Origin of the sequence: Weizmannia sp. FSL W8-1119, assembly GCF_038008605.1 — a bacterium.
In the GTDB taxonomy this organism is placed as follows: domain Bacteria; phylum Bacillota; class Bacilli; order Bacillales; family Bacillaceae_C; genus Weizmannia; species Weizmannia coagulans.
In genome coordinates this window covers 1,843,073-1,863,003 of the sequence record NZ_JBBOZL010000001.1, presented here as the reverse complement: position 1 = coordinate 1,863,003, position 19,931 = coordinate 1,843,073, and the positions used below count along the sequence as shown (strand labels likewise).

Genomic DNA, 19,931 nt, shown 5'->3' with positions numbered 1-19,931 from the left:
TGGTTTTCTTTATAACCTTCACTATTCAATCCCTCCAGTATCGACAAATTAAAAATAAGTGGGAAAACACGTCTCCTTTCTTTGCAAAATTAAAAAAACTAATTCTATTATAAAAGAAATTGGAAAAATAAACAACAATTTTTATAGGGCTTTTGTATGAGGGATTTATCGTATTTTTAAAGCTACAAATCCTGTTTTCCAGAGTAGTTCGGGAATTCCGGGGAAGTCAGTTAGTACCAGCGGGGCTGCAGCTGGGTTCCGTTTAAAAGTGGGGATTTTCAATCTGAAAAAAATATGAGAAGGTTCTTCATAGGACAGGAAACTATGGCCCCATTGTTTGGTAACAGACAAATTTTCAACTTGTGGCATCATGGGGAAGGTGAGATATCATATGAATAAGTTGCCAGTTACAACAAAATTTTGTCGTATGTGTAAAATTTTACTCGAAGGGCAGATGAGTGGAAAAAAATGGGAAGACGCTCTATCATTTAAATGTACGCTTGTGGGCGAATACATTTAGAAAGAGGTCTTCCTATGGATATTATATCAATAATTGCTAGATTATTAAAGGATACAAAAAGTCTTATTGAATTTGAAGAACAAGTTAAAATTCTGATCCAGAATGCCTTTACGCAATGGGTTGGGGAAATATTTGAGACGTTAGATAAAACAATTAAGCAAAAAAAGCTGGAGGATGGCTGGGAGTACTGCCGGAGTGATAACAGAAGCATTCAGTTTTTATTTGGAAATGTGACCTTTAAACGTTCACTAATGCATGACCAGAAAGGGAATTCACATTATCCTCTGGATGAATGGTTAGGGCTTTTACCATACCAACGATACAGCCCGTTAGTGGAGTTAAAGGTGGCAGAGTTGGCAAGTGAGAACACCTATCGGGAGGTAGCTGATATTTTAAAAGAATGGACAGCAGTGAGCCTTAGTCACACAACTGTAGGGAACATGGTGAAACACGTAGGGAAAACGCAAGCTGAAGCCGACAAGGCACTTGTAGAAGAGCTAGAAATAGCTGATTCACTACCTGAGGGAAAGAAGGTAGATTACCTGTTTTCCGAAGCTGATGGTATATTCGTCCGGGGACTAGAAAAGAAACAGGGTTTGGAAGTCCACCACGCCATTCTCTATGAAGGATGGGAAACCAATGGCAAAAGAGTCTCTCTACACCATCCCGTTGTTATCATGACGACGAAATCCATCCAGACATTTTGGGATGAAGTCCAAGCTGTAGCAGCCAACACCTATTCCCTAGAAAAAGCTCGTGTCATTACAAATAGTGATGGAGGTGCGGGATACACAGCTGAAAGGTTTCAAACAGCTTTCTCACAGTCGGAATTTCCGGTGCTCAACCAGCTGGATACCTACCACGTTGCACAAGCCATCGTAAGGACATTCGGGGGCGGAAAGAGCGAGATCAAAGAGCAAATTAGAAAAGCGATTAGAACGCATGACCTGGACCAATTCACGTTATATTTGGATACGCATGAAAGCACATTGACGGATGAAAAGAGCCTTAAGAAAGTCAAGGAGTTTCGTTCGTACATCCTAAAAAACTGGGACCGCATTTTTGACTGGAGGGACAAGGTAGAGAACGTACCGGAAGGTGCGAGAGGCCTGGGGGCAATGGAATCAAATCAAAGGCATATCTCATTCAGAATGAAGAAAAGGGGGATGCATTGGAGTAAAGCTGGCGCCGAAGCCATGGTAAAGGTGAAACAGGGCATGCTTAACGGGACATTGCAGGAAACCTATCTGAAACACCGTTCAAGAAGCGCGAGAAAGCAACGGAGCTTGCAACAATCCATCAGGATGTCTCAACTATTCAAGCAGCCTGTACGCCCGTCAGTGGGCGTAAAGCACGGATCAGTTGCCCTGCATTCAAGCCGTTCATCGGCAATGGGACATTTAAGCAAAATATTAGAGCTTTCGTTTTAAGCTTGGCTCAGTGGGGACTGATCGTTGAGGCGCGCGAAATTTACGAGACTCCTGCGGGAAAAGCGAGCCAGGAGAGACCCCGCAGCGAGGTACGAGCGAGGAGGCTCGCCGGCCGCCCGCGGAAAGCGAGTGAATTTCGCGCGCCTCAACATCCCCGTTATCCATCTTTATACGGAAATATTACATCTTTTCCGAAAATTACACCGAGCAAGTAAAGCACGGTAGCCGAAAGTGTACAAAAAGAGTGTCTTGGAATACCCGATATTTAAACCTTGTCGAGAAAAACTTGACACATACTATCCATTCGCGCCCCGTGCAACCTGGGGCAATTTTTGTTATACTTAAACATAACCTATTTCGGAGAACGGGAGCTATGAAAATGCGGGAATGGACGACGGTTGACGTGCTTCGCCACGCCAGGCATGACTGGCTGAACAAGGTGCAGCTGATCAAAGGATACGCCAGCTTGAACAAGATGGAAAAAGTCAAAAATATTGTGGAAGACATTATCCGGGAAACGCAGCAGGAGTCAAAATTATCAAATTTGCATCGGCCGGAATTTGCCGAACTTTTGCTTACATATAACTGGGAAGGGCACACGGTGCAGATTGCATATGAAATATTGGATGTAGACCAGAATGCGCTCCCGGATGACGGGGAGCTGACCGGCTGGATGAATCATTTTCTCGCGGCTGTTGAGGAAGCAGCCGATCCAAACGGGGACAACCGGTTATATTTATCGGTCAGCACTTTGCCATCCGGTGCCCGTTTCTTTTTCGAGTTTAGCGGAACAATAAAAAAGCGCGGACTGCTTGCCGGGTTTCTGGAAAACGATTGCCCGGGGATGAACGTGATCCACGCATACCCGGCATCCGCTTTCCCGGTTGAAATAATCTTTCCGAAAGCCTAACGATACAGCAATTGCAAAGGTGGTTTTATCTTTTATGTTTGTGGACCAGGTGAAAATTTATGTGAAAGGCGGGGACGGCGGCAACGGGATGGTCGCATTCCGCCGCGAGAAATATGTGCCGATGGGCGGCCCTGCCGGAGGAGACGGCGGCCGCGGCGGCGATGTTATTTTTGAAGTCGATGAAGGGTTGCGGACGCTCATGGACTTCCGCTACAAGCGCCATTTTAAAGCGGACCACGGCGAAAACGGCATGAGCAAAGGAAAACACGGCCGCGGGGCGGAAGACATGATTGTCAAGGTGCCGCCGGGTACGGTCGTCATCGATGACGATACAAAGCAAACGATTGCCGATTTAACGCGCCACGGGGAACGGGCAGTGATTGCCAAAGGCGGGCGCGGCGGCAGGGGCAATATCCGCTTTGCGACACCGGCCAACCCCGCACCGGAAATTGCCGAGAACGGCGAACCGGGCCAGGAACGTTATATTGTCCTTGAACTGAAACTGCTAGCCGATGTCGGCCTTGTCGGTTTTCCGAGCGTCGGGAAATCAACCTTGCTTTCCGTTGTCTCTTCGGCACGCCCGAAAATTGCGGAATACCATTTTACGACGCTTGTGCCGAATCTCGGTGTAGTCGAGACGGAGGACGGCAGAAGTTTTGTCATGGCCGATCTGCCGGGGCTGATTGAAGGCGCGCACGAAGGCGTCGGGCTCGGCCACCAGTTTTTGCGCCATATCGAACGGACACGGGTGATCGTCCACGTCATTGACATGGCGGCGGTGGAAGGGCGCGACCCGTATGAAGATTATTTGACGATCAACAAAGAACTGAAAGCTTATCATGAACGCCTTTCTGAGCGCCCGCAGCTCATTATTGCCAATAAAATGGACCTTCCGGGCGCGGAAGAAAATCTGGCGGCATTTAAAGAGAAGCTGGGCGATGATGCCGCACGCGTCTTCCCGATTTCCGCGGTGACGCGCAAGGGATTAAGGGATGTTTTGTTTGCGATTGCCGATCTGCTCGATGAAACACCTGCCTTCCCGCTTCACGCCGGCGAAGAACCGGATGCGGAACCGTCCCGTGTATTGTACAAGCATGAAAAAGAAAAGGCTGATTTTACCATTACACGCGATCCGGACGGCAGCTTCGTCATCCACGGGGAAAAAGTTGAGAAGCTGTTTAAAATGACGAATTTCAGCCATGACGAGTCTGTCCGGAGATTTGCCCGCCAGCTGCGCGGAATGGGCATTGATGACGCGCTCCGTGCACGCGGCGCGAAAAACGGCGATACCGTCCGCCTCTTGGATTTTGAGTTTGAATTTGTAGATTAACCGTGCTGGGCCGGGGAATCCCGGCTCCGAGTGGAGGAAAGGGCATTTTGGAAAAGAAAGCAGAGCATAAGTTTATCTTGGTGCGTGAGGATGTTTTGCCGGAAGCGATGATCAAAACACTTCAGGCGAAAGAACTGCTGGAAAGGGGACAAGCGGTATCAGTCGGGGACGCGGCGAAAAAAGCGGGCTTAAGCCGCAGCGCTTTTTATAAATACCGCGATACCGTTTTTCCGTTCCATTCAGTTGTAAAAGAAAAAATTGTGACCTTGTTTTTTTATTTGGAAGACCGGTCCGGGACATTATCCGAAATTTTAAGGATCATTGCGTCTTATTCATGCAATATTTTAACGATTCACCAGACGATTCCGATACAGGGGCGGGCAAATGTCACTGTCTCGCTGAATGTGTCCGGGATCAACAGGAGTTTAAATGATCTGCTGGAAGAACTGCAGGCATTTGAGTTTGTCAATAAAGTAGAAATATTAGGGTCCGGAGCCTAGAACTCCGGCCGGCGGGGGAGAGGAAATGAAAGCAGCTTTTTTCGGGCCGGAAGCGACGTTTACCGATATCGCTGTCCAGTCAGTGTTCCCGGAGGCCAGCCGGGTTGCGTACCGGACGATTCCGGAATGTCTGGAAGCCGTTAAAGCAAAAAAGGTGGATATGGCGGTTGTTCCGCTTGAAAACGCCCTGGAAGGTTCGGTAAATTTAACGGTCGATTACTTGTATCATGAAGAACTGCCGCCAATCCGTGCGGAAATCATTGTGCCGATCGAGCAGCATTTTATGGTTCATCCTGCAAATGCCGGCGCCTGGCGAGAAACGGAAAAAATCATTTCCCATTCCCATGCGCTTGCGCAGTGCCACCAGTTTCTGCGCCGGGAATTCCAGCATGCGGAAGTGGAAGCAATGGGCTCTACGGCCGCTGCTGCGAAATATGTGAGCGAACACCCGGAACTGAAATGGGGGGCAGTCGCCAATGAAATGGCAGCGGAACTGTACGGCCTTGAAATCGTCAGGCGTGCCATCCATGATTATCCGTTTAACCATACGAGATTCATTGTCCTTTCAAATGAGGAGCTTCATATCGAAAAAACGCCTGATTTCCTGAAATCGACGATCATGGTCACACTGCCGACGGACAAGGCCGGCTCGCTGCACCAGGTGTTGTCTGCCTTTGCTTGGCGAAAGATTAACTTGAGCAAGCTTGAATCGCGACCGTTAAAGACGGGGCTTGGAAACTACTTTTTTATGATTGATCTGAACCACTCCTTAGAGGAAAAGCTTGTCCGCTTTTCGCTTGAGGAAATCCATGCGCTCGGCTGCACCGTGAAAGAACTCGGGACCTATTACAGGTATATGGCGGATGAATGATGGCCGCTTCTTCAATATTGTTTTGATAAGCTCGGCTGGAACCCGGGCTTATTATTTTTTTGCAAAACAAGCTTTAAACCCGGTTTTTTAGGCCGGATGGGAGATAAAAAAGAGCTGTCCTTTATGTTCAGGGCAGCTCTTTTTCATTTTCTGCAAATAAAATGCCGGCTTCTTTCAGCGCCTGTTCCGCTTCTTCAAGCTGTCGCCCGCTTGTGGCTTCAACCGTATGCAGGTGGATGCCGCCCGTTAATTCGGATAAGTAGCTGGCATTTGTTTCTTCAATGCGGCGGATAAACCGGGCCACTTCTGCGCGGGTGGAGACCATAATCGAGGCGGTCAGATCGCCGTATACCGGATGCTCCACTTTGACATCTTTTACGGTCACCCCGTGGTCCACGAGCAAATTCAGCTCCTGTGCAACCTGTTCGCGCGTATGCATGCAAACAAGCGTTTTTTCCACTTTGTTTTCCGCACCGGCGGGGTGTATGTACAAATATCCCTGGCTCGTTGCCAGGATCGGCTCGTTTTTCGCTTTCAGGAGCGTAATATCGTTTACAATAATCTGCCGGCTCACATTTGTCCTTTTTGCCAGCTCCCCGCCCGTAATCGGCTCCCGGCTATTCTGCAGCCATTCGAGGATCAAATGCCGCCTTTTTTCCCCGGGAATTTTTTTCTTTCCTGCCAACAGCGTTTCCTCCCATTCATTCGGCCTCATTCGGATTTTATCATACGAAGGCGCCCGGATAAAAGAATCAATCCTTTTAGTGCATAAAGGACGCGGGACGTTCATAAGTTTTTATGTAAAATCAATCGCATTTTGCCCGGCACCACATAGAATGTATGGACTTAAGCCTTGAGGAGGGGAAATGTGTGAAAATCCATATCGTGCAAAAAGGCGATACGCTTTGGAAAATCGCTAAAAAATATGGCGTCGATTTTGACGAACTGAAAAAATTGAATGCGCAATTATCCAATCCGGAAATGATTATGCCCGGCATGAAAATTAAAGTCCCGACAACGGGCGGCATGGTAAAAAAAGAGACACATACAGGCCATGCAGGCGACAACGGCCACGCGGGCACAAAAGAAATGCCGCTCGTGACCCATCCGTACGAGCAAATGCCTGAGGTAAAGATGCCTGTGGCGAAAGAAATGCCGGTTCAAAAAGAGTTGCCAAAAGCGGCGGGACCGAAAGAAATGCCGGTGAAAGAAAAAGTGGTTGAAAAAAAAGAAACGATTTATAAGCCGGTAATGCCGCAACCGGTCATTCCTGAAATTGACATCCATAATTACTATGTGACCAATATGGCTGAAATCGAAACCCATACAGCGGCACCGCCGCCGAAGCACCATGAAAGCGAATCGTCGGAAAGCATGCACTACACCATGCCGGTAAAGGAAGAGTGCCCGGAAATGTATGTACCATACAATCCGTGTCCGCCCGTGATGCCGGTATACGATTGCGGCTGCGGGGGAGAGGACATGCACGCCGGATTTTTCCCGCATCCTTTCAGCATGTCTTATCCGCAAGTCCCGTATCCAATGCCGTACCCGATGGCCTATCCGCAAATGCCGGTGATGTCCGCGCCGGCAGGATTTATGCCGCAACAGCAGCCGGCGTGGCAGGAGGGGCAGCAAGTGATGCCGGGTTACGAATGGGAAGAAGAATCTTCTTCATCTTCTCCTTACCCGTATGGCCCCGGTATGCAGGCAGGGGTTTCTGCGCAACATCCTGCCGCCGTGCCGCAATGGGGAGCGCAGCAGGCTCCTTTATACGGCGCTGCTTCAGAAAGCCCCGCTTATATGCCGCAGTACATGCCGCCGCAAACCATGCCGCAGTACGCCCCGTATCCGCCGCACCAGCCGCAGCCATGCGGGTGCCAAAAGCAACCGTACGCCGGCATGCAGGAATCGTACGGGATGGCGGCGCAACCGTACGGCATGCAGGAACCATTTGGCGGCATGCCGCAACCGCCATACGGGATGCCACAACCGCCATACGGCGTGCAGGAACCGTACGGGATGCAGGCCCCGTTCGGCTATGACCGGGGCGAAAAAACGGACCAGCCGCAGGAAACCCGGGATCCTTCCGGCGAAGAAGAAAAATAATGGGCGGCGGAAGACAAGAGGGAGACGAAACCAAACGTCTCCTTCTTTATGCGGAAAACAGGCTGCAGGAACCCATTGTTCACTGGCGCAGGTTGCGCGACCGGGTGTGGCTTGTCGGGACAAAGACAAAAAAAGTGATGATGAAGCAATATGGTTCCGATGCGCGCCTTAAACGGCAAATGCTGCTTACATCGGAACTGCAGAAAAGCGGTTTCACTCAAACTTGCCGTTTTCTGGAAGATGAAAGCGGCAGCCCCTTTCAAGGCAAAACTTTTGGCTTTATGGCATACATTGAAGAAGACCCGGCCGGTTTCACCTTCGGGACGGAAGAAGACATCCGCGCTGCTTTCCGCCTGTTAAAACAGTATCACGAAAAGACTGCACATTTTCCGCAAGCCGTAAAAATGGAATTTCCACGCTTTTTTCAGCTGAGAAAATGGCAGGCGCGGTACCGTGCATTTCTTGAAAACAAAGAACAGATTGTCCGATATTTGCCGGAAACGTATTTCACCGCGTACGAAAGATGGGCAGGCGAGGCGTTAAACCGGCTCGAAAAAAAACAGCATTGGCTTCACCGCCCGCCGTACTGCATCACGCACGGCGATGTTGCCCACCATAATTTTTTGCGTGCGAAAAACGGGAAACTGTATTTGATTGATTTTGACCTTGCCCGCCTTGCCCCGGCCTGGACTGATGATCTCCAGTTTTGCAACCGGGTTTTGCCCGCTGCTTCATGGTCGCTTGCCGCCCTTGAAAACTGGGGAATGCTGGACGGCGCGCCGGACCGGGAAACTTTTCTGGAGGCGCTTCTTTACCCGACGGATGTTTTAAGGGAGTGGAACCGTTTTGCTGGAAGCGGCAAAAAAGAAAAAGAGCAGTACTGGCCGCATCTTTCCCTGCTTTCAATTGGGCAGTTCGGGGAACGCGCCCGGTTTCAAAAAGAAGTAAAAAGGCGTTTGCAAGCATAACGGAAAACCAGGGGCGCTCCCCGCCGGCATAACGATTTTCATCCTCCTTTCGGGCGAGTATGGTATAGTAATAGTGGACTGTATCAGCGCTGTCAGAAAGGAGTGATGGCCATGTCCGGCCATTCCAAATGGAAAAATATTCAGGGCAGAAAAAATGCGCAGGATGCAAAGCGCGGAAAAATCTTTCAAAAACTGGCAAAGGAAATTTATGTAGCGGCGAAAAACGGGCCTGATCCGGAAGCAAATTCAAGCCTCCGCCTGGTCATTGAAAAGGCAAAGGCCGCCAATATGCCGAATGACAATATTAAACGCGCCATCGAGAAAGCAAACGGCAGCCAAAACGCCGAACATTACGAGGAAATAACATATGAAGGGTACGGGCCGGGCGGCGTTGCCGTCATGGTCACGGCTTTAACCGATAATAAAAACCGGACCGCTTCGAATGTCCGTGTTGCTTTTTCGCGCAACGGCGGAAATCTCGGCGAAAACGGATGCGTGTCTTTCCTGTTTGACCGCAAAGGCTATCTTGTCATCGAGCGAGAAGGGCTCGAGATAGATGAAGACGGAATGCTGCTTGCCGTGATTGAAGCAGGCGCCGAGGAAATGGAAACGAGCGATGAAGTGTTTGAAATTTATACAGACCCGGAGCAATTCATGGATGTGAAGAAGAATCTGGAGGAAAAAGGCTTTACATTTGCCCGGGCAGAAATCACCATGGTGCCGCAAAACACAATTGCTTTGGATGAAGCGCAAAAAGAAAAGATGGAGCGATTGCTGGACAGGCTGGAAGACGATGACGATGTAAAGGAAATTTACCATAACGCCGAATTATAATGTCCCAGGCACTTTCTGCACCCGGCCCGGCCGGGTGCAGAAAGTGCCTTTTTTGCGGCAAAGCCGGTTAGGCCTGTATCAAACCGGCTACAATGTGGAGTGTGGCCCGTGCTATTTTAAACCGATGCACTGCGGCTAATCGTGCCATTTAAACCCGGGCGATTGTTCCAGCTGAAAATCCGGGGAAGCCCGTCCGGAGGCAGCGGCGGCCCGGTATGCCGGACGGACACTCATCTGTCTCCGGATGCCGGTTTCCTTCCGCCATGGAAACAGGAAAAGCGCCTCATCTTTAGGAACCATCCGGCCGGAAAAAAGGGCAAGACCGGACATTCGTTCCCAAAACGGTTGCGTTCTGTGGTACAATATGGGATAGCAAGTTTTTGAGGAGCGTGTGGGAAGGTTGTACGAATATATTAAAGGCATCATTGATTCCGTGAGCCCGGATTACGTTGTCGTGGAAAACGGGGGGATCGGCTACCGGCTGCTGGCGCCGAACCCGTATATTTTTTCAAAAAGCATCGGGCAGGAACGAAAAATTTTTACATACCAGCATGTGCGCGAAGATTTGATCGCGCTTTACGGTTTTGAAACGGCGGAAGAACGGGCGCTGTTTCAAAAGCTGCTTAATGTTTCCGGCATCGGGCCAAAAGGGGCGCTTGCCATTCTAGCGTACGGGCAGCCGCAGCAGGTCGTTGACGCCATCGAGAATGAAAATGAATCTTTCCTTGTCAAATTCCCCGGTGTCGGCAAAAAAACGGCAAGGCAGATGATTCTTGATCTGAAAGGAAAGCTGCAAGGCCTCGTGCCGGAGATGCCGGATGATGTGGGCGGGGAAAAAGCGGCGCCTGCTTCCGGCAACCAAAACCTCGAAGAAGCGGTGCTCGCTCTGGCGGCGCTCGGCTACTCGGAAAAAGAAATCGCGAAAGTGGTGCCTGAACTTCCGGAAGAAGTGCTTTCTGCGGATGAATATATTAAACTCGCTTTAAAAGCAATGGTAAAATAATGGAGGAGGGGAGAGCATGGAAGACCGCGTAGTTTCCGGCGAGGCAAACGAACAGGAAGTTTCCTTTGAAATGAGCCTCAGGCCGCAAACCCTTGCGCAATATATCGGCCAGGATGAAGTGAAGCATAATTTAGCCGTGTTTATTGAAGCGGCAAAAGGACGGCGCGAAACACTCGATCATGTGCTGCTTTACGGTCCGCCGGGGCTTGGCAAAACGACGCTTGCCGCCGTGATCGCAAACGAAATGGGCGCGAACATCCGGACGACTTCAGGGCCTGCCATCGAGCGGCCGGGCGATCTTGCCAGCGTGTTAACCGCGCTTGAACCGGGGGAAGTGCTGTTTATTGACGAAATCCACCGCCTGCCGAAAGCGATTGAAGAAGTGCTGTACCCGGCAATGGAAGACTTTTGCCTTGATATCGTAATCGGTAAAGGATCGGGTGCCCGCTCCATCCGCCTTGATTTGCCCCCGTTTACTTTGATCGGGGCGACGACAAGGGCTGGTTCGGTTTCAGCACCGCTGCGCGACCGGTTCGGGGTGATCAGCCGGCTCGAATATTATAACGAAGCGCAACTGGCGGAAATTGTGCTGCGGACAGCCGGCATCCTTGAGACGGCGATTGAGCCTGAGGGGGCGGCGGAAATTGCAAGGCGTTCGCGGGGCACGCCGCGGATTGCGAACCGGTTGTTAAGAAGGGTGCGCGACTTTGCCCAGGTCAAAGGAGACGGAAAGGTAACCCTTGAGATCGCCAATTATGCCCTTGAACTTTTGCAAGTTGACAAACGCGGGCTTGACCATATTGATCATAAACTGTTAAAAGCGATCATAGAGCGCTTCCGGGGCGGTCCTGTCGGGCTCGACACGATTGCGGCCAGCATCGGGGAAGAAAGGGAAACGATTGAAGATGTATATGAGCCGTATTTGCTGCAAATTGGCTTTTTGCAGCGAACGCCGCGCGGCAGGGTAGCGACCCCGCTTTGCTATGCGCATTTTCATATGGAGGTGCCGGAATGAGCGGATTTGGAAAAGTGCTGATGACCATCGCCGTGATTCTTTTTGCTCTCGGCCTGTTGTTGCAGTTTACGAAAATCGGCCGGCTGCCCGGCGATATCCTCATTAAAAAAGGGAACACAACCTTTTATTTTCCAATCGCAACATCGATCCTTTTAAGCGTGATCTTAAGTGTGTTATTATATATCATTGGACGGTTCAAGTAGCCGCAAATGGAATTCAAAACGAAGGGGAAGCAACAATGAAACTCGATTTATTTGATTATGACCTGCCGGAAGAGCTGATTGCCCAAACGCCTTTAAAAAACCGTTCGGACAGCCGGCTGATGGTGCTGGATAAAAAAACAGGGGAAATTGAACACAGCGTATTTAAAAACATTACGCAATACCTGCGCCCGGGGGACTGCCTTGTCCTGAACAATACAAAAGTATTGCCGGCAAGGCTGATCGGCATAAAAGACGAAACAGGCGCAAAAATTGAGGTGCTGCTTTTAAAACAGCTCGAAGGAGACCGGTGGGAAACCCTTGTCAAACCGGCAAAACGTGTGAAAACAGGGACGGTTGTCCGGTTTGGCGACGGAAAGCTTTCCGCCGTTTGTGCGGAGGAGCTGGACCATGGCGGCCGGGTAATGAAATTCCGGTACGAAGGGATTTTTTACGAAGTGCTGAATGAACTCGGAAAAATGCCGCTGCCGCCCTATATTAAAGAACAGCTCGAGGACCAGGACCGCTACCAGACCGTGTATGCAAAAGAACCGGGTTCTGCCGCTGCGCCGACGGCTGGGCTCCATTTCACGGAAGCGTTATTGAAAAAAATTGAAGCAATGGGCGTGAAAATAGTCTATATTACGCTCCATGTCGGCCTTGGCACCTTCCGTCCCGTCAATGAGGAAAATATTGAAAACCATGATATGCATGCGGAATTTTACCAGGTATCAGAAGAAGCGGCCCGCACGATTATGGAAGTAAAAGAAAACGGCGGCCGTGTGGTCTCTGTCGGCACCACCTCCACCCGCACACTTGAAACGGTGGCAAGCGCCCATGGTGGAAAAATTGCCGCCTCAAGCGGATGGACGGATATTTTTATTTATCCGGGTTATCAATATAAAGCAATTGATGCCCTGATCACCAATTTCCACCTGCCGAAGTCGACGCTTATTATGATGGTAAGCGCATTGGCAGGGAGGGAAAATATTTTGCATGCCTACGAGACGGCGGTAAAAGAAAAATACCGTTTCTTTAGTTTCGGGGATGCGATGCTGATTAAATAGTGGAAGGAGCGCATCACTTGGCTGCCATTACTTATGAACTGATCAAAACGGAAAAACATACAGGCGCCCGCCTCGGAAAACTCCATACGCCGCATGGCACCTATGATACCCCGATGTTCATGCCGGTCGGAACGCTCGCCACGGTGAAGACGATGTCGCCGGAAGAATTGAAAACAATGGGGGCCGGCACCATTTTGAGCAATACATATCATTTGTGGCTGCGCCCCGGGCATGATATTGTTAAAGAGGCAGGCGGGCTGCACAAATTTATGAACTGGGACCAGGCGATCCTGACCGATTCAGGCGGGTTCCAGGTCTTCAGCTTGAGCAAGATCCGGGACATTACGGAAGAAGGCGTCCATTTCCGGAACCATTTAAACGGAGACAAGCTGTTTTTGTCTCCGGAAAAATCAATGGAAATCCAGAATGCGCTCGGTTCCGATATCATGATGGCATTCGATGAGTGCCCGCCGTACCCTGCTTCTTATGAATATATGAAACAGTCGGTGGAAAGGACAGCGCGCTGGGCGGAACGCTGTCTCCGTGCGCATGCGCGCCCCGGTGTGCAGGGCTTGTTCGGGATCGTACAGGGTGGCGCGTATGAAGATTTGCGGCTTGAAAGCGCAAATGCCCTTGTGTCGCTCGGCTTCCCGGGCTATGCGATCGGCGGCCTGTCCGTCGGCGAGCCGAAGGACGTGATGAACCGGATGCTCGCATTTACAACACCGCTGCTTCCGTCGGACAAGCCGCGTTATTTAATGGGGGTCGGTTCGCCCGATTCTTTGATTGACGGCGCCATCCGCGGCATTGACATGTTCGACTGCGTGCTGCCAACCCGGATTGCAAGGAACGGCACGGTGATGACATCAACCGGCCGGCTTGTTGTCAAAAATGCACAGTACGCCCGCGATTTCCGCCCGCTTGATGAGCATTGCGACTGTTATACATGCCGGCACTACTCACGCGCTTACATCCGGCATTTGATTAAATGTGGCGAAACTTTCGGAATTCGTCTGACCACTTACCATAATTTATATTTTTTGTTAAAATTAATGGAAAATGTAAGGCAGGCGATCCGCGAAGACCGGCTGCTTGATTTCAAGGAAGAATTTTTTGAGCAATACGGATTTAACCGTCCGGATGCAAAAAATTTCTAATACAAGCAACTTAAGAAGGGAGGATTCAGATGGCGTGGGCCCAGTTACTGCCTTTGGTGATTCTGTTTGTGCTGTTTTATTTCCTGCTCATCAGGCCACAGCAAAAAAGGCAGAAAAACATCCAGCAGATGCAGAGCAATCTGGCGAAAGGGGACAAAATTGTCACTATCGGCGGCTTGCATGCAACTGTGGATTCGATTGATGAAAATAAAGTCGTCTTAAGATGCGGCGATGGCACGCGGTTGACGTTTGACCGCTCGGCGATCCGTGAAGTGACGGAATCCGTTGCAGCGAAAAAAGCAAAAGCCGAAAGCCAGAAAGTAGACAAAAAAGCGGCAGAAAAAAATGCCGGGGAAAAGAAATAAAAAAAGCGCCGCGCGATGCGGCGCTTTTTTCAGGTTTCCCGCGATCTTCCCGAGAAGAGGTTGACCCCTAAAATGCCCCCCATTGCGGCGGCAACAATATAGCAAGCATGATAAATGGCCTGTTTCACCGTAAAGAGTTCATTATAACCAAGATACTGGACGAGAAAAACAATCGCTGTGTAGAGGATCCCCGTCAAACTGCCGAGAAGCCACCCTTTCTTTTTCCCTTTTCCGCCCCCGACGAGCCCCCCGAGAAATAAACTGAAAAAAGAAATCATCGTGACCGCCATATGCAAAGCATGCTCCGTCATATCTGAAAACCGCAGAATCAGTGAAATCACGAGGCTTGATATGGCAAGCAGGACAAAAATGGCGCCCAGCCCGTAAACAAGGCCGATGCTATATTTTTGCGCTCCGATTTTCATTCTCCCCCTTTGGCAAGCTTTTTTCCTCAGTACAAGCATATGCCTGGAAACAGCAAAAAGAACCGGGCAAAAGATTTTTGAGAGTTATTTAAGCATGCTGCGCATACTAAATACATGATTTTGACCGAACGGGGGGATTGGCGTTGGAAAATTTATTGATTATTTTTTTTCGGACACTGCTGATGTATTTTGCCATTCTTATTATTTTCCGGTTGATGGGAAAAAGGGAGATCGGCGAACTGAGCGTTTTGGATCTTGTTGTGTTTATCATGATCGGGGAGATGGCGGTTGTTGCCATTGAAAACCACAATGAGCCCGTTGTAAATACCCTTTTGCCGATGGTTGTCCTGCTCGGCATCCAAATCGCGCTGGCGCTTTTCTCGCTCCACAGCAACCGGTTCCGCAAGCTGATTGACGGCAAGCCGAGCATTCTCATCAGTAAAGGAAAAATCGATGAAAAAGAAATGCGCAAGCAGCGTTACAATTTTGACGACCTTTTGATGCAGCTCCGTTCAAAAGATATTGACAATATTGCGGATGTGGAATTTGCGATTCTGGAAACTTCCGGGGAGCTGTCAGTGGTGAAAAAAAGCAAAAACAAAAACAAACCGGCATCCTATACGGAACCGCTCATTGTCGGAGGGAAAATCCAGCAAAACAATTTAAAGAAAAGCAACAAGACCGAAGCATGGCTGCGCAGCGAGCTGCAAAAAAGAGGGTACGGGGATATCAGCCGGATTTCGTTTTGCAGTTATCAGGATGGCGAGTTTTATATTGATCTGGATGATGTGCAATAAGCCCGGCCGGAACATGCAGGGCCTATTGCTCTTTTTATAGCCATTTATTCAGGATTGGAACATACATGAGATCGGACCGGCGGATCAATTTTGTCATCACAAGCAGCAGAGCATAAACAGCCACGGTCAAACAAATGCCCGCTAAAAGCCGCAGGAAAGATGCGTCTTGCGCCATTATACCGGTGAACCACCAGTGCCCGAATGCGCCGGAAACGACCGAAACAGCCAGAAGCTTGGCCCAGTCATGGACATACAGGGTAAACTGGATTTTTTTCAAAACGGTTGCAAAATGAAGAAAGGTCACAAGCACCATTCCCGCCATGATGCCGATCGCGGCGCCGTTGATCCCGAACTCCGGTCGGGAAGCAAGGACAAAAATGGTGCCCAATTTCACGACTGCCCCGATGATGCTGTTGATCATCGCCGCTTTTGCCAGATCCATTGCCTGCAGTGCGGCCTGGAGCGGTGCCTGGCATGCTTGAAAAATAAAAAACGGCGCCATGATTTTGATAAACTGTGCCCCGTTTGCCGTCCCGTACATCGCCTGCATGAGCGGTTCCGCAAAGACATACAGGATGACAACCGAGATGCCGCCGGTTAAAAGGGAAAAACGCAATGCCTGCTGGAGCCTGTGTTCAACAAGCCTGGCATTTTTCCTTGAATTGGCTTCGCTGATCGCAGGCACAAGGGCGGTTGACAAGGAAACCGTCACAAAAGACGGCAGCATCAACAGCGGCATGGCAAAGCCGGTTAAAGAACCGTACTGTTTTGTTGCAAGATGTGAAGCGACACCGGCAAGGGCAAGGCAGTGGGAGACGACAATCGGCTCGAGGAACCAGGAGAAATTGCCGATCAGCCGGCTCCAGACGGTCGGAACCGCCACGCGCATCAGTTCGTAAAACGTGTCTTTCCCTGATTTTACGGCTTTGAAAAAATGTTTGCGGACGCGGATCTGCTTTTTCAATTTAAACATCGTAAACATATAAAGAAGGGATGACAGTTCGCCCAATATGGATGCAAACATTACGCCGGCTGCCGCATATTCAATCCCGTACGGCAGAAGCAAATTGGCAAAAAACGCAATCAGCATAATCCGCACACTTTGCTCGATGACCTGTGAGACGGCAAAAGGCTTCATGTTTTGCTTCCCCTGGAAATAGCCGCGCAATACAGCGGAAACCGCTACAATCGGGATAATTGGCGTGATGGCGGCAAGCGGGTAATAGACGCGCGGATCTGTGAATAAATGGTCAGCCAGATACGGCGCCAGTAAAATCAGCCCGGGCGTAAAAACGGCCGACAGCGAAATGGTAACCGTTAAGGAAATGACAAGGATCTTCTTGATTTTTACCCTGTCTCCGACCGCGTCTGCTTCGGCAATGCATTTCGAGATCGCGACCGGCAGCCCGAGCTGGGTTACCGTAATGACGAGCATTAAGGTCGGGAAAGCCATCTGATGGAGCCCGACGCCCGTTTCCCCGAGCGACCGGGCAATGACAATCCGGTTGATAAATCCAAGCACCCTTGTTACAAAACCTGCGGCGAGCAATATAATCGTTCCCCTTAAAAACTTGGACATTCTGTTAACCTGCCTTCTCAAATCTGCAATTTTCCTATACAATGATGTATATGCACGGTAATGGACAAGAATACATCAATGCTCAGGAAAGGGGCAGAACGTGTGAAGGACCGCCATCCGTATGAAAAATACTATAAAAAACTTGAACCTGCGGTTAAAAGCAAGGCGGAAGAACTAGCCGTCTTCGGCTACGGGTCTTTTGAAGCAAGGGATGTCTGGGAATATTTAATCCGGAAAGTGTGGAAAAATCCGGATCCGGCGCATGTCCGCATGTATGCGCTTGTTTCCGACGTTTTAACGGTTAAGCCCGGCGATTTGATGAGTTTTAAAACCGTGGAAGCTTACCGTTCGCCAAACTGGTTTGCTGAGCTGGACGAAAAGGAGCTGGATGCGCTTTTTAACGGGGAAAGGACGGAAGAATAGGCGGGCAAATAAGCAAAACCGGGCATCCTGCTGCTGCATGCGGAATAATAAGAAAAATTGACACGCTTTTTGCCCTGCATCATAATAGAAATGATATTGCCGGAAGCATGTATTTTCGGCATGCTACATGTTTTGATTTGCTAGGAGGCTGTACATAATGGTGAAAAGGAGCCGCATCGTTGCCTTCTTTCTCATTGTCCTGCTGTTTGCGGGATTAATAGGAGGAACGACGGATAAAGTTGTGAAAAAAATTAACCTTGGCCTTGATTTACGGGGCGGGTTTGAAGTGCTTTACAAAGTGGAACCGGTCAAAAAAGGGCAGAAGATTGATAAAGCCGCGCTTGCGGATACGGCAGCCGCTTTGGACCGGCGCGTGAATGCCCTTGGCGTCAGCGAACCGCAGATCTCAGTCGAAGGCAACAACCGGATCCGCGTCCAGCTTGCCGGGGTGAAAGACCAGAACGAAGCGAGAAAGATGCTTTCGACAACCGCGAACCTAACTTTCCGTGACGTCAATGACAAAGTGATGATGGACGGGACGGACCTTGTACAGGGTAAAGCGAAACAGTCATTTGACCAGAACGGCAAACCGGATGTTGTCCTGCAGTTAAAGAGCCGGAAAAAGTTTGCCAATGTCACGAAAAAAATCCTGGCGATGGCGCCGAACAACCAGCTTGTCATTTGGATGGACTTTCAAAAAGGCGATTCCTATAAAAAAGAAGTGGCAAAGAAAAATCCGAAATTTTTGTCAAATCCGAGTGTAAATTCTGTTTTAAATACAGACCAGGTTGAAATTACCGGGAACTTTACGGTAAAAGAGGCGTCCAATCTTGCAGACCTGCTGAATGCAGGGGCGCTTCCGGTGAAGCTGCACGAAATCTATTCGACATCTGTCGGCGCGTCTTTCGGCCAGGAAGCGCTGCATGATACAATTCTTGCCGGAATAATCGGCGTTGCAGCCATTTTTCTCTTTATGATCGGCTACTACCGTTTTCCGGGTTTTATCGCATGCATTACGCTGTCCGTTTATATTTTCCTGATTTTGCTCGTTTATCGTTTAATGGGCGCGGTACTGACGCTTCCCGGGATTGCTGCGCTTGTCCTCGGGGTCGGGATGGCGGTCGACGCCAATATTATCACCTATGAGCGGATCAAAGAAGAACTGCGCGTCGGCAAAAGTGTGAAATCGGCGTTCCGGGCGGGGAACAAGTCATCGTTCGTGGCCATTTTTGATTCCAACATCACGACCATTCTTGCGGCCATCATTCTCTTTTATTTCGGGACAAGTTCAATCAGGGGATTTGCGACAACATTAATTATCAGTATTCTGCTGAGCTTTCTGACGGCTGTTTACGGTTCCAGATGGCTGCTCGGCCTCTGGGTAAACAGCAATTTCCTGAAAAAACGGCCGCACTGGTTCGGCGTGAAAAAATCGGCGATCCACGATATTGCTGAAAACGTTGATACGCATGATTTGAAAACAAAGTTTGACTGGTACGACTTTGTCAAGCACCGCAATATTTTCTTTGCGATTTCAGCTGTGCTGATCATCGGCGGGTTTATTCTCCTTTCGATTTTCAAACTGAATCTGAGCATTGATTTTTCGAGCGGGACGCGCATTGAAGTCAGTTCAAACCATGCGCTCAGCCAGCAGGAGATTCAGCGCGACCTCGACCATTTGCATTTGAAATCAGAAGATATTGTGATGCAGGGGGCCAACCGGCATCATGCCGTGATCCGGGTGAAAGGCTCGTTCAGCGACAAAGAGAAGAGCACAAAAATCAACCAGTATTTTACAGAGAAATACGGAAAGAGCCCGAGCATCAGCTCCGTTTCACCGACAGTCGGAAAAGAGCTGGCCTTAAGCGCCGTGTATTCTTTGCTGTTGGCGGCAGTCGGCATCATTATTTACGTGGCCTTCCGGTTTGAATGGAGAATGGGGGTTGCCTCCATCGTGGCGCTCTTCCATGACGTCTTTTTCATGATCGCCTTTTTCAGCATCACAAGGCTCGAGGTCGACGTCACCTTCATTGCGGCGGTCCTGACGATTGTCGGTTATTCCATCAACGATACGATTGTCACATTCGACCGGATCCGCGACAATTTAAACCGGCGGCGGAAAATTAAAACGGCGAAGGAAATCCATGATATTGTCAATGCCGGGATCCGCCAGACACTGGCCCGGTCGGTCAATACCGTTTTGACCGTGCTGATGACGTCCGTGGCTCTCGCCATTTTCGGCAGCGAATCGATCCGAAATTTCTCGATCGCGCTGATTGTCGGGTTAATTACCGGGACATACTCGTCTGTTTTCATTGCCGCACAAATCTGGTTTGTACTGAAAAAACGGCAGCTGAAAAAACACGGCTCCATTCTCATTCAAAAAGCGCGGCGCACCCGCGCGGATGAACCGCAAGTATAAGAAAAA

20 protein-coding genes are annotated in these 19,931 nt (G+C 49.7%); 17 read left to right on the top strand and 3 right to left on the bottom strand.

The annotated features are described in order from the left end of the window. Positions 1–534: 534 nt before the first annotated feature. The 5 genes from NSQ19_RS09180 (at position 535) to pheA (ending at position 5,561) form a co-directional block, all read left to right on the top strand. Positions 535–1,950: an ISLre2 family transposase gene (locus NSQ19_RS09180; protein WP_340702407.1), complete on the top strand. Its 1,416-nt coding sequence runs from the start codon at positions 535–537 to the stop codon at positions 1,948–1,950. A gap of 379 nt (positions 1,951–2,329) precedes the next feature. Beyond that, positions 2,330–2,860: a Spo0B C-terminal domain-containing protein gene (locus NSQ19_RS09175; protein WP_340702742.1), complete on the top strand. Its 531-nt coding sequence runs from the start codon at positions 2,330–2,332 to the stop codon at positions 2,858–2,860. 34 nt (positions 2,861–2,894) lie between these two features. After that, positions 2,895–4,190: a GTPase ObgE gene (gene obgE, locus NSQ19_RS09170; protein WP_019720853.1), complete on the top strand. Its 1,296-nt coding sequence runs from the start codon at positions 2,895–2,897 to the stop codon at positions 4,188–4,190. A 47-nt stretch (positions 4,191–4,237) separates the two neighbouring features. Then, positions 4,238–4,690: an ACT domain-containing protein gene (locus NSQ19_RS09165; RefSeq protein WP_014097873.1), complete on the top strand. Its 453-nt coding sequence runs from the start codon at positions 4,238–4,240 to the stop codon at positions 4,688–4,690. A 25-nt stretch (positions 4,691–4,715) separates the two neighbouring features. Then, positions 4,716–5,561, top strand: coding sequence for a prephenate dehydratase (pheA, locus tag NSQ19_RS09160; protein ID WP_013859797.1), 846 nt, complete (start codon positions 4,716–4,718; stop codon positions 5,559–5,561). A 127-nt stretch (positions 5,562–5,688) separates the two neighbouring features. Here the strand turns inward: pheA and NSQ19_RS09155 are convergent, their stop codons facing one another. Further along, a complete protein-coding gene (locus NSQ19_RS09155) occupies positions 5,689–6,276 on the bottom strand; it encodes a transcription repressor NadR (protein ID WP_029141938.1) in 588 nt (195 codons plus the stop codon). A gap of 155 nt (positions 6,277–6,431) precedes the next feature. Between NSQ19_RS09155 and safA the strand changes: the two genes are divergently transcribed. The 9 genes from safA (at position 6,432) to yajC (ending at position 14,279) form a co-directional block, all read left to right on the top strand. Beyond that, complete coding sequence (gene safA, locus NSQ19_RS09150) at positions 6,432–7,670, top strand: SafA/ExsA family spore coat assembly protein (RefSeq protein ID WP_340702741.1); 1,239 nt, start codon at positions 6,432–6,434, stop codon at positions 7,668–7,670. Next, positions 7,670–8,638: an aminoglycoside phosphotransferase family protein gene (locus NSQ19_RS09145; protein ID WP_315958503.1), complete on the top strand. Its 969-nt coding sequence runs from the start codon at positions 7,670–7,672 to the stop codon at positions 8,636–8,638. Before safA ends, NSQ19_RS09145 begins: the two co-directional genes overlap by 1 nt. A 111-nt stretch (positions 8,639–8,749) precedes the next feature. Further along, positions 8,750–9,472, top strand: a complete 723-nt coding sequence (locus tag NSQ19_RS09140; RefSeq protein ID WP_017552656.1) for a YebC/PmpR family DNA-binding transcriptional regulator — start codon at positions 8,750–8,752, stop codon at positions 9,470–9,472. 400 nt (positions 9,473–9,872) lie between these two features. After that, positions 9,873–10,475: a Holliday junction branch migration protein RuvA gene (gene ruvA / locus NSQ19_RS09135; protein WP_019720849.1), complete on the top strand. Its 603-nt coding sequence runs from the start codon at positions 9,873–9,875 to the stop codon at positions 10,473–10,475. Between the two features lie 16 nt (positions 10,476–10,491). Then, positions 10,492–11,490 carry a Holliday junction branch migration DNA helicase RuvB gene (gene ruvB, locus NSQ19_RS09130; protein ID WP_017552653.1) on the top strand — a complete coding sequence of 333 codons (999 nt, stop codon included), beginning with the start codon at positions 10,492–10,494 and terminating at the stop codon, positions 11,488–11,490. After that, complete coding sequence (locus NSQ19_RS09125) at positions 11,487–11,693, top strand: DUF2905 domain-containing protein (RefSeq protein WP_013859790.1); 207 nt, start codon at positions 11,487–11,489, stop codon at positions 11,691–11,693. Before ruvB ends, NSQ19_RS09125 begins: the two co-directional genes overlap by 4 nt. Positions 11,694–11,728: 35 nt before the next feature. Beyond that, positions 11,729–12,757, top strand: coding sequence for a tRNA preQ1(34) S-adenosylmethionine ribosyltransferase-isomerase QueA (queA, locus tag NSQ19_RS09120; protein WP_029141942.1), 1,029 nt, complete (start codon positions 11,729–11,731; stop codon positions 12,755–12,757). Positions 12,758–12,774: 17 nt separating this feature from the next. Continuing rightward, positions 12,775–13,914, top strand: a complete 1,140-nt coding sequence (tgt, locus tag NSQ19_RS09115; protein WP_013859788.1) for a tRNA guanosine(34) transglycosylase Tgt — start codon at positions 12,775–12,777, stop codon at positions 13,912–13,914. A 29-nt stretch (positions 13,915–13,943) separates the two neighbouring features. Then, complete coding sequence (gene yajC / locus NSQ19_RS09110) at positions 13,944–14,279, top strand: preprotein translocase subunit YajC (protein ID WP_019720847.1); 336 nt, start codon at positions 13,944–13,946, stop codon at positions 14,277–14,279. 29 nt (positions 14,280–14,308) lie between these two features. Here yajC and NSQ19_RS09105 read toward each other — a convergent pair whose 3' ends face one another. Then, positions 14,309–14,704 (bottom strand): TIGR04086 family membrane protein, encoded by a 396-nt coding sequence (locus tag NSQ19_RS09105; RefSeq protein WP_017552650.1) that lies wholly within the window; start codon positions 14,702–14,704, stop codon positions 14,309–14,311. Positions 14,705–14,847: 143 nt separating this feature from the next. On the opposite strand from NSQ19_RS09105, the gene NSQ19_RS09100 reads away from it, so the two are divergent. Then, a complete protein-coding gene (locus NSQ19_RS09100; RefSeq protein ID WP_265115148.1) occupies positions 14,848–15,501 on the top strand; it encodes a DUF421 domain-containing protein in 654 nt (217 codons plus the stop codon). Between the two features lie 34 nt (positions 15,502–15,535). On the opposite strand, the gene spoVB is transcribed toward NSQ19_RS09100, so the two are convergent. After that, entirely contained in the window at positions 15,536–17,080 is a 1,545-nt protein-coding gene (gene spoVB, locus NSQ19_RS09095; protein WP_041819186.1) for a stage V sporulation protein B, read from the bottom strand. 102 nt (positions 17,081–17,182) lie between these two features. Between spoVB and NSQ19_RS09090 the strand changes: the two genes are divergently transcribed. Together NSQ19_RS09090 and secDF are read left to right on the top strand one after the other, a co-directional pair. Further along, positions 17,183–17,503 (top strand): post-transcriptional regulator, encoded by a 321-nt coding sequence (locus tag NSQ19_RS09090; protein WP_017552647.1) that lies wholly within the window; start codon positions 17,183–17,185, stop codon positions 17,501–17,503. A 157-nt stretch (positions 17,504–17,660) separates the two neighbouring features. Next, positions 17,661–19,925 carry a protein translocase subunit SecDF gene (secDF, locus tag NSQ19_RS09085; RefSeq protein WP_340702740.1) on the top strand — a complete coding sequence of 755 codons (2,265 nt, stop codon included), beginning with the start codon at positions 17,661–17,663 and terminating at the stop codon, positions 19,923–19,925. Positions 19,926–19,931: the final 6 nt, after the last annotated feature.